The organism is Marinicrinis lubricantis (assembly GCF_042658665.1).
In the GTDB taxonomy this organism is placed as follows: domain Bacteria; phylum Bacillota; class Bacilli; order Paenibacillales; family KCTC-33676; genus Marinicrinis; species Marinicrinis lubricantis.
Window position 1 is genome coordinate 1 of record NZ_JBHSQV010000116.1, and the last position, 9,449, is coordinate 9,449.

General features: G+C 43.6%; 8 protein-coding genes, 5 pseudogenes and 1 CRISPR repeat array. Of the genes and pseudogenes, 10 read left to right on the forward strand and 3 right to left on the reverse strand.

What is annotated here, in order from left to right:
* Positions 1-109: 109 nt before the first annotated feature.
* Positions 110-460 carry a nuclear transport factor 2 family protein gene (locus ACFPXP_RS08965; protein ID WP_379893882.1) on the reverse strand — a complete coding sequence of 117 codons (351 nt, stop codon included), beginning with the start codon at positions 458-460 and terminating at the stop codon, positions 110-112.
* A 61-nt stretch (positions 461-521) separates the two neighbouring features.
* A pseudogene (locus ACFPXP_RS08970) lies at positions 522-800 on the reverse strand (aldo/keto reductase); the annotation flags it as partial.
* On the opposite strand from ACFPXP_RS08970, the gene ACFPXP_RS08975 reads away from it, so the two are divergent.
* The 10 genes and pseudogenes from ACFPXP_RS08975 (at position 796) to cas2 (ending at position 8,638) form a co-directional block, all read left to right on the forward strand.
* Complete coding sequence (locus ACFPXP_RS08975) at positions 796-1,119, forward strand: TetR-like C-terminal domain-containing protein (protein ID WP_379893886.1); 324 nt, start codon at positions 796-798, stop codon at positions 1,117-1,119. The pseudogene ACFPXP_RS08970 and the gene ACFPXP_RS08975 sit on opposite strands and share 5 nt — an antisense overlap.
* A 131-nt stretch (positions 1,120-1,250) precedes the next feature.
* Entirely contained in the window at positions 1,251-2,243 is a 993-nt protein-coding gene (locus ACFPXP_RS08980; RefSeq protein WP_379893887.1) for an aldo/keto reductase, read from the forward strand.
* 48 nt (positions 2,244-2,291) lie between these two features.
* Entirely contained in the window at positions 2,292-2,678 is a 387-nt protein-coding gene (locus ACFPXP_RS08985; protein ID WP_379893888.1) for a MerR family transcriptional regulator, read from the forward strand.
* Positions 2,679-2,871: 193 nt separating this feature from the next.
* Entirely contained in the window at positions 2,872-3,702 is an 831-nt protein-coding gene (locus ACFPXP_RS08990; RefSeq protein ID WP_379893883.1) for an SDR family oxidoreductase, read from the forward strand.
* A 127-nt stretch (positions 3,703-3,829) separates the two neighbouring features.
* Positions 3,830-4,467: pseudogene (locus ACFPXP_RS08995) on the forward strand (aldo/keto reductase); the annotation flags it as partial.
* A 93-nt stretch (positions 4,468-4,560) separates the two neighbouring features.
* Positions 4,561-5,412: an aldo/keto reductase gene (locus tag ACFPXP_RS09000; RefSeq protein ID WP_379893884.1), complete on the forward strand. Its 852-nt coding sequence runs from the start codon at positions 4,561-4,563 to the stop codon at positions 5,410-5,412.
* A gap of 11 nt (positions 5,413-5,423) precedes the next feature.
* Positions 5,424-5,787, forward strand: a pseudogene (locus tag ACFPXP_RS09005) (hypothetical protein); the annotation flags it as partial.
* Positions 5,788-5,972: 185 nt separating this feature from the next.
* Positions 5,973-6,917: a ring-cleaving dioxygenase gene (locus tag ACFPXP_RS09010; RefSeq protein ID WP_379893885.1), complete on the forward strand. Its 945-nt coding sequence runs from the start codon at positions 5,973-5,975 to the stop codon at positions 6,915-6,917.
* A 22-nt stretch (positions 6,918-6,939) separates the two neighbouring features.
* Positions 6,940-7,913: pseudogene (locus ACFPXP_RS09015) on the forward strand (ring-cleaving dioxygenase).
* A 502-nt stretch (positions 7,914-8,415) separates the two neighbouring features.
* Positions 8,416-8,638, forward strand: a pseudogene (gene cas2 / locus ACFPXP_RS09020) (CRISPR-associated endonuclease Cas2).
* Between the two features lie 170 nt (positions 8,639-8,808).
* A CRISPR array of direct repeats spans positions 8,809-9,308; the repeat unit is 32 nt; unit sequence GTCGCACTCCACGTGAGTGCGTGGATTGAAAT.
* A 55-nt stretch (positions 9,309-9,363) separates the two neighbouring features.
* Here cas2 and ACFPXP_RS09025 read toward each other — a convergent pair.
* On the reverse strand, positions 9,364-9,449 hold an 86-nt coding region (locus ACFPXP_RS09025; RefSeq protein WP_379893747.1), incomplete at its 5' end, for an IS3 family transposase.

Sequence of the window (9,449 nt, forward strand, 5' to 3'; positions counted from 1 at the left end):
ACAAAATTAGCTTGTGATCGCATAAACCGTCAGTTGCAGCTTGATGTAGCTTAATTTTTGAACTGTAAATTTGTAGTCGGGTTAGTCTACAGTTTTTTAGAACGATGCATTATGAAATTGATTCATTCACTGAATTAATTAGGTCTACCCGGCAATAAAGTGTCCCTTGCGCTTGATTACCGTTAATCGACACGACATGTTGACCATTGATATGATAAACGATTTCGAAATTTGATAGGTAGGCTTCAAAAGCAGTTCCTATTTCTTGCGTTCCCTTCAAACTTGAAGTCAACTCACCATTTACATATGAATCCACTGTAGCATCTTTTGTAAATAGCTCTGTTTGCTTCCAGACATCTTTCTTATCCGCAAGTATCGAAAAATTATCAACAAGCTCCCTAAGAGCCCTTACGTTTTCTAATTCGTTAATTCTCTCTGCGATATCGTTTGTTTGGTTCATGTTTTCCTCCTGATGGTTAAATTGAAAGGTGGGGATGTAGGTTAAAGATAAAGTCCTTTTATTAAATGTTGAATTTTCTGCTATTTAACATCTTTACACGTTCAAGATCACCAACAGTATGGAACAAGCTTTTTTTTGTATCTAACTCAGCTATTTTTCCCATCTCTTCTTGGCTTAATTCGAAATCGAAGATATTGAAATTTTCGACGATTCTTTCTTTACGAACAGATTTTGGAATCACTACGACTTTTCTTTGTGTTAACCAACGTAAAATAACTTGGGCAACTGTTTTGTTATGCTTTTGAGCAATGGAAACTAAAACTTCATTTTGGAAGATGTTTTGTTATGCTTTTGAGCAATGGAAACTAAAACTTCATTTTGGAAGATGTTTAGTTTTCCTTTCATTTTATTTATCGATGTTAAAGGGTAAAGGAGCCCCTTCCTTTCGTACTCGACTGCTTGAAATGCTTATTGAAGAAGGCGAAAATGACAAAGACATAACAAAGGGTAAAAATTCGAATTTAAACAAAGATATAGTTGTTCAATTTTTCGGAATGGCATACGTAGGGGTAGTAGAATGGTGGATTCTAAATGGAATGCCTTATCCAACACAAGTCATGGCAGAACAAGTAGGAGTGCTATTGGAAAGAAATTTATAAATGAATTGACCCAAATGGGCGCTTTCGCAGTGTTAGCGTTTTTCCGGAATCGATGCTTGACTTGGAGTTAACTCCATATGGGATAATATCGCCGTATGTATGGGCACACAATCGAGAGAGGAACGATGGATATGGAATACGTGAAATTGGGCAATACCGGCATGGACGTATCTAGGCTTTGTCTTGGCTGCATGAGTTTTGGCGATGCGAGCCGTTGGACGCATCCCTGGATTCTCGACGAGGAACGGAGTCGTCCTATTATCAAAAAAGCCCTTGATCTCGGCATCAATTTTTTCGATACAGCCAACGTATATTCGACGGGCGCGAGTGAGGAAATTGTGGGTAGGGTTTTGAAGGATTACGCAAATCGGGACGAGATCGTCATAGCGACGAAGGTTCACTTCCGTATGCATCAAGGACCTAACGGAGCCGGGCTTTCCCGCAAGGCCATCTTGAGTGAAATCGATAAAAGCTTGAAGCGACTCGGGACGGATTACGTGGATCTGTACCAAATTCACCGCTGGGACTATGATACGCCCATTGAAGAAACAATGGAAGCTTTGCATGATGTGGTTAAGGCAGGAAAAGCGAGGTACATAGGTGCGTCCGCGATGTTCGCTTGGCAATTCCTCAAAGCTCTGCATGTTGCGGAGAAACACGGATGGACCCGGTTCGTATCGATGCAGAACCATTACAACCTACAGTACCGCGAAGAGGAAAGGGAGATGCTCCCGCTCTGCAAAGAAGAGAAGATCGCCGTAATTCCGTACAGCCCACTGGCATCCGGAAGGTTGCTGCGCGATCCGGGTGACACGACTCCTCGATTCGAAACCGATCAGGCGCAGAAGTCGAAGTATGATGCAATGATGACGGCCGATCGGCCGATCGCGGAACGGGTTGCGGCCATCGCGGCTCAGCACGGCGTTCCCCGCGTTCAAGTCGCGTTAGCCTGGATGTTGCAAAAGGAGACCGTAACATCACCTATCATCGGCGTGACGAGTTTGTCCCAGCTCGAAGAAGCGGTACCGGCGCTGTCTGTCAAATTAACGCCCGAAGAAATCGCATCGCTTGAGGAACCTTATGTGCCGCACCCCGTCGTCGGAGCCGTGAAACCACGTTTATGACAGGAAAACTTTATCGACACGGAAAAGAAGGTGATTGGCAGTATGGCGATGACGATTGCAGAAGTGAGCGAGAAATTTGGGCTTTCCCAAGATACGCTTCGTTATTATGAGCGCATCGGACTGATTCCTCCCGTTACCCGAAATAGAAGCGGCAATCGGGAATATTCGGAGGAAGATATCAAGTGGGTTGATTTTATCAAATGCATGAGGCAGAGCGCAGGGCTTCCTATCGAAGCATTGATCGAGTATGTGGCTCTTTTTCAACAGGGAGACAGCACGCTCATCACCCGTAAGGAACTACTGGTCGAGCAACGAGACCGGCTAGCGGCCAAACTCGAGGAAATGGCGAGCACGTTAGTACGACTTAATGATAAAATTGTTCGATATGAACAGACGATTGTGTTGAAAGAGAAAACGTTGCACAAGAGAAATTAAGGTTGACATATTCTTCATAAAAGGTTCCGTCTCAATGAACGGAACCTTTTATTGAAGGATTTACACGGCACCTGCTCGTAAACGCCAAAACACGTTCGTACGAAACTTAAGTGCTCGTGATAATTCTACGAAAGAATGTTACTGCACTACCGTTTCATTTTTGAATTCTAGAATTTGGCGAGGAGGTTACGCAATGAAAGAAGTTATACTTTGGACCGGTGCTGGACAGATTGGCATGGCGATAGCTAGAAGGATTGGTTTCGGTAAGAAAATTATTGTTGGTGATAAGAACCTAGATAATGCTGAGGCTATTACAAAAATTATGAAAGAAGCCGGATTTGATGTAGAGCCTGTGGAAACGGATATTTCATCTAGAGAATCTATTATAAATTTGATTGCAGAAGGTCAAAAGTATGGTGAAATCACTGCTCTTATCAATGCAGCAGGCGTGTCCCCTAGTCAAGCACCTATTGAGATGATCCTAAAGGTCGATTTGTACGCAACCGCAGTATTGCTGGAGGAAGTAGGTAAGGTCATTGTTCCTGGAGGCGTTGGTGTGACAATTTCCAGTCAATCTGGACACAGAATGCCTCAATTGGGAATTGAGATTGATGAACAGCTGGCAACAACACCAACTGAAGAACTCCTTAGTTTGGAAGTCCTTCGTCCAGAAAATATCAAGGATACGCTGCACGCTTATCAAATGGCGAAACGCTGCAATGTGAAACGCGTTATGTTTGAATCTATACGTTGGGGAGAGAGAGGCGCTCGTATCAATTCCATTTCTCCAGGGATTATTGTAACGCCACTAGCAATAGATGAGTTCAATGGTCCAAGAGGAGAGTTCTACAAGAATATGTTTGCAAAATGCCCTGCCGGTCGTCCTGGAACAGCTGATGAGGTTGCCAATGTAGCTGAGCTGCTGATGATGCCACAGGGAGCTTTCATCACCGGGTCTGATTTCCTAATTGACGGTGGAGCCACGGCTTCATATTTTTACGGACCCCTTAAACCAGAAGAATAATGAAAGAAAACTCGAACTGCTGTTTCAAAAAGGTGCTATTGCATTTGCGAGTGAGTAACAGACTAATGTAGCGATTAATGAGATGATCATTCGTCCGAATCGTCAACAAATCACACAAAGGAGTGTCCTCAAGAGACTCGGAACCGACTACGTCGATTTGTATCTAGTCCATCGTTGGGACTACACGACACCGATCGAAGAGACCATGGAAGCCATGCATGATGTCGTGAAGGCTGGCAAAGCAAGTACATTGGTGCGTCAGCAATGTATGCTTGGCAGTTCCTAAAGGCACTTCATGTCGCAGGGAAAAATGGGTGGACACGGTTTGTATCCATGCAGAACCATTTAAACCTCATATATCGTGAAGAGGAACGCGAGATGCTGCCTCTTTGTAGGGAAGAAAAAATCGGTGTAACTCCATATAGCCCGCTTGCATCAGGAAGGTTGACGCGTGATCGCAAGGAAATAACACATCGTTCCGAAACCGATCAAGTGCAAAAAAGAAAATACGATGCAATGGCAAATGCAGATCAATTGATTATAGATCGCGCGGCGGAACTTGCAAACAAGCACGGAGTTCTCCGCTCACAAATCGCACTCGCTTGGTTGTTGCAAAAACAATCGGTAACAGCACCAATCGTTGGGGCAACAAAGTTGTCACACCTTGAAGATGCGGTCGGCGCGCTCGCGGTGAAGTTAACTTCCGAAGAAATTGCGTATGTAGAAGAACCGTATGTACCTCATCCAGTGGTGGGTGCAAACTGATCTTCAAAATGGCTGCCGCGCACAATGGCGGCCATTGTCTTTCATTCGCACGATGTTGGCTTGTGAATAAAGAATGTAACAGGAGGATATGAAATGGAAAAAGTGATTTTGAACAATGGTATTGAAATGCCAATAATCGGCTTTGGTGTATATCAGATTCCAGATGCGAATGAATGTGAACAAGCTGTTTATGATGCCATTATGGCAGGCTATCGTCTAATCGATACTGCTGCCTCTTATATGAACGAAGAAGCGGTTGGCAGAGGCATCAAACGGAGTGGTGTGCCCAGAGAGGAATTATTTATTACGACAAAGCTTTGGGTTCAGGATACGGGTTATGAGAACACAAAGAAAGCATTCGAAAAATCACTTCATAAATTGCAATTGGATTATTTGGATTTGTACCTCATTCATCAACCGTTTGGTGATGTTTTTGGTTCTTGGCGGGCTATGCAGGAATTGTACCGTGAAGGAAAGGTCAAGGCAATTGGAGTGAGTAACTTTAGAGATGACCGTCTGCTTGATTTAACTCTTCGCAATGAAGTGATCCCTGCCGTAAATCAGGTTGAAACGCACCCTTTCAACCAACAAATCGAAAGTGCCAAACTGATGAAAGAGTACAATGTTCAAATCGAGTCTTGGGCACCTTTTGCTGAAGGAAGAAATGACCTCTTTCATAACGAAGTTTTAGTATCTATAGCTGAAAAGCATCAAAAATCCGTTGCCCAAGTGGTTTTACGTTGGTTGACCCAACGAGGCGTTGTTGTGATTCCAAAGTCGGTGCGGAAGGAAAGAATTATCGAAAACTTCAATATCTTTGACTTTGAATTAAGCCATGAGGATATGAAAAGAATAGCTGCGTTAGATACGGGTAAAAGCCTGTTCTTTTCCCATAACGATCCTGAAATCGTGAAATGGATGGCTACGCGTAAACTTGATATTTAATGGTGCCGTAAGGTATCCCTGTATTTGCGCTGCTTTTATTTTTCGGGGGACCTCTGACTGGCACTAGCGCCGGAAATGATGCCTTCGTTTCATCTGGATTGGGTTTATGTTTGGCTGCCAATGCGATTCATGGTCGAAGGTCTTCGAGAATTGTTCTTCTTCGGGAAAGGATTGTCTTGGGACTTGGTTTCGACCCTAGTTTGGATTGGAGTCGGAAGTATGCTGGTGCTGCTTGCGACGCGATTAAAGCGAAGAGTAGTCAAAGAGAAAACGAATTCCATATCTGCTGCTGCACCAAATGAATACGGCATAATGTCATATCATTTCGAGGCGGATCCAATGGGACACCGCCTTTCTTATTCAACAAGTCAGTAAATAGGGGCACAGGTTTACTTTTGTGTAGTGTTTGGCAGCATATAACACGTATTGACATAGAGACGTATTTGCACTACAATTGTCTTAAATTTAAGATATATTATTTTAAGGCAATTCCAAAGCGGCAACTTGCTATAAGCATTATCTTTCTAAGTCACCAGAGGATAAAAAGTGGAGGAATATGTATGTACAACATTCCAGGGCATCATCATATTTCGATGATTACCAAAAACGCAAGCCAAAATAATCACTTTTATCGACATGTGCTTGGTTTACGCCGTGTGAAAGTAACGGTGAACCAAGATGACCCATCAATGTATCACTTATTTTACGGAGATAAAACAGGCAGCCCAGGTACTGAACTTTCATTTTTTGAAATTCCACCCGTGGGGAAAACTTATCGGGGTACAAACGCCATCACGAAAATCGGTTTACTCGTACCATCCATAGCAAGTTTATCTTATTGGAAAGCACGTTTTGAGCAGCACGGTGTAAAGCATAGTGACATGACAACTTATGCCCATCGCCCTGCAATACATTTCGAGGATTCTGAAGGTTTGCGTATGGTACTTCTTGTCTCGAACGGTGCGAAAGTATGGCACTGGCAAACTTGGGAGAAGTCCGAGGTTCCGGCTGAGCATCAAATTCAAGGAATGGGCTCTGTGGAAATGACGGTACGAAGACTGGATCTATTAGCAGCGATACTTACAGAGTTGTTTGGCTACACCGAGATCAGCCGTACTGAGGAAGAAGCGATTTTTCAATCCATTCAGGGAGAGGTCTTTGGAGAGATCGTTGTGAAATATTTGGACGGTCCATCTGAAAAACCGGGCCGCGGCAGCATTCATCATTTAGCGATTCGGGTGAAAAACGATTCCGAGCTCGCCTACTGGGAACAACAATTGAAACAAAGAGGTTTCCCGTCCTCAGGAATTGTTGACCGATATTACTTTAAGAGCTTGTATTTCCGTGAATCCAACGGAATTTTGTTTGAAATTGCGACAGATGGACCAGGATTTACAGTGGACGGTGAAGTGGAGCATCTAGGGGAAAAGCTTGATCTACCGCCATTTTTGGAAGGTCGTAGAACAGAAATTGAAAAAAACCTCAAACCGATCGACGAGTATTAAACTTTTCAAGGAGGAAAATAAAATGAACTCACTAAAAGGAATCCACCACGTAACCGCCATTACAAGCAGTGCGGAGAAGAACTATGAATTTTTCACTTATGTGTTAGGAATGCGTTTAGTTAAAAAAACGGTGAATCAGGACGATATTCAAACGTATCATTTATTTTTTGCGGATGACAAAGGAAGCGCGGGAACAGACATGACTTTCTTTGACTTCCCCGGAATTCCGAAAGGTGTGCACGGTACAAATGAGATTTCGAAGACTTCATTCCGTGTACCCCGTGATGAAGCACTGGAGTATTGGGTAAAACGGTTTGATCGGTTAGAGGTCAAGCATACGGGGATTAAGGAGCAATTCGGCAAGAAAACTCTCTCCTTCGTAGATTTTGATGATCAACAATATCAACTGATTTCAGATGAATTGAATAAAGGCGTGGAATCCGGTACACCATGGCAAAAGGGGCCCATTCCACTGGAATATGCGATTACGGGTTTAGGTCCTGTCTTTATTCGCATCGCAGACTTTACTTTAAAGAAATGCTGGAGAAGGTCCTCTTATTCAAAGAGACTGCGAAGGAGGGCTCGTTCCATTTATTCGAGGTAGGGGAAGGCGGCAATGGCGCCTCTGTCATTGTTGAATACAATGCAATTCTTCCTTCATCCCGACAAGGTTACGGCACGGTGCACCATGCGGCGTTCAGGGTGGAGGATCGCTCCGTATTAGATGAATGGACCGTGAGAATGGACCGTTTTGGATTCCATACTTCCGGTTACGTCAACCGCCACTTCTTTGAATCTTTATACGCTAGAGTGGCTCCGCAAATATTATTCGAGTTCGCAACGGATGGTCCTGGCTTTATGGGGGACGAGCCTTACGAAACGCTTGGGGAGAAATTATCTTTACCTCCATTTTTAGAGCCTAAACGGGCAGAAATCGAACAATTAGTACGTCCCATTGATACCGTGCGAAGTACAATAGAATTCATTAAAGAATAAAGAACACAGTAAGCCGAGTTGGTTTCAGGTATACACTCCCGAATTCACTCGGCTTTTTTTCTGTTTCGATCTCTCTGTTCATATTATGGTATATTAAGGATAACTAAGGAGAAGAGGGCACGAAGCGGCTATACCGCAAATTGTATACAGATTAGGAAACGCTTTGCGCCATCACGCAGGGTTGTCAAAGCATAGGGACAAGCTTATTCCGATCACCCCTTTATGCAACGTTTTATAGAGGTGTATACTTTAGGCAAGGAAAGCGATAAAGAACGAGAAAGTGATAGAGTGTTTTGTCATCAGTTGTAAAGAGGCGTTTGACATTGGGGTCAATGACGCTTTAAATTAATGGATCTGAGTTATATAGCGATTCGAACAGCGCCTTTTTATGATCAACGACCGCCGAATTGTTGAAAATAGTATAGTTCATTGTACATCGATCAATATACATAACTGATGATGTTTAGACGTCAAGCACGGGGGATCCGCAAGGCTCCGTAAAGTGGCTAAGTCATGCCAGAATTACGGAGCGGGTACAGAATTCCGTTTTTGAGTGCATCGTCGATGCCGCTCAGTTCACTGCTTTAAAATTGGAGCTTATCCAATTAATAGATAAAGAAAAAAATAGCCTGCGATTTTATCAATTGGGTAACAACTATAGATCCAAAGTGGAACATATGGGTGCCAAGCCATCATTAGATCTGGAGAATCCTCTTATTTTCTAGTGGTGCGAACCCCAAGCGCACATAAAATCCCTGGGAGGTTCGCACCCCGTGTCCTACAAGGGTTTGAACCATTTCAGGTGGTAAATCAAGGGGACTTATAGTACCTTAGAAATAGGTTCGCACTTTTGGCCTTATGAAGCCATGCTGGGCAAGGGGTTAGAAGGCGCGCTGTCGCACTCCACGTGAGTGCGTGGATTGAAATTTTAATAGTACCATTATTGTCTCCACTATGCAAAGTCGCACTCCACGTGAGTGCGTGGATTGAAATTCGCTCCGTTGAACATGTTTTTGAATATGCCTAAAGGTCGCACTCCACGTGAGTGCGTGGATTGAAATGCTAGTAGAATTTAATGTTTTGCAAGATTTACACAGTCGCACTCCACGTGAGTGCGTGGATTGAAATAACTCAATAGTCCACCGCGCATCCCGATGGAGAGTGTCGCACTCCACGTGAGTGCGTGGATTGAAATTTTTTATAGGTTACCAAGTAAAGTCTGGAAGAACAATCGTCGCACTCCACGTGAGTGCGTGGATTGAAATCAGTTTTACTTGCTTCATCTTTACCTCCCCGCCGTCGCACTCCACGTGAGTGCGTGGATTGAAATTTTAGGGGCATGATATCTAAAATTGTTTTCGATGTCGCACTCCACGTGAGTGCGTGGATTGAAATTCCCCGACACGGTATGGACCTCTGTCAATAGATTGGACACATAAAATCGAGAGAATTACGCAGCCGGATGAAACATACGTTCGTATTGATTTGGAGTGAAATACCCTATAGAGGAGTGGATTCTTTTTCCATTATAGAAGC